This window comes from Bacillus sp. GC_Bacil_1 (assembly GCF_026540675.1).
In the GTDB taxonomy this organism is placed as follows: domain Bacteria; phylum Bacillota; class Bacilli; order Bacillales; family Bacillaceae_G; genus Bacillus_A; species Bacillus_A cereus.
Genome location: NZ_JALNUG010000057.1, coordinates 1 through 559, shown reverse-complemented (window position 1 = coordinate 559; position 559 = coordinate 1). Strand labels below are relative to the sequence as shown.

Sequence of the window (559 nt, the reverse complement as noted above, 5' to 3'; positions counted from 1 at the left end):
CCGTAAAGTTGAATTTGCATCGTTTAGGTCTTTAAATGAAGCATCTCCAGCTGGTAGTTTTAGAGAGTTAGAGATTAATTGAGCAAATTCGGCTCTTGTTATCGCTCTATTTGGTGCGAAAACTCCGTTTCCTTCCCCTATCATAATACCCCTTCTATTTAACTCTCGAATAGCTTCTTCATACCAACCTCCTGTAATGTCATCTTTTGGTTGATAAAGATTATTATAATACCCCTCAACGCTATTTACGAATACATCCCATTGCCCATTATTAATCATGTTAGCAGGGCAGATTTTACCGCTCCATTTTTGATGTTTTACAATGTTATTTAACGGTACACCAGTTTCTTTCATTAAATACGCTACAAGTTTCTTAGCGTTATCTACCGCTTTACTGTAGTTTCCGTCACTGTTAACTGCAATTTCAATTGCAATGGATTCTCTATTACCTGGACCATCACCGTCTCCTGCGTGCCATCCGTTCTCGTTTAATGGTAGATGTTGATAAATCTCTTTATCGTCTACTGTAAAATGCCACGATGCAGCTCGGTCTGTGTTC

Annotated in this window: 1 protein-coding gene; it reads right to left on the bottom strand. The window is 38.6% G+C overall.

The annotated features are described in order from the left end of the window. The coding region (locus OXT04_RS29560) for an N-acetylmuramoyl-L-alanine amidase (protein WP_267418942.1) at positions 1-559 on the bottom strand (559 nt) is incomplete at both ends.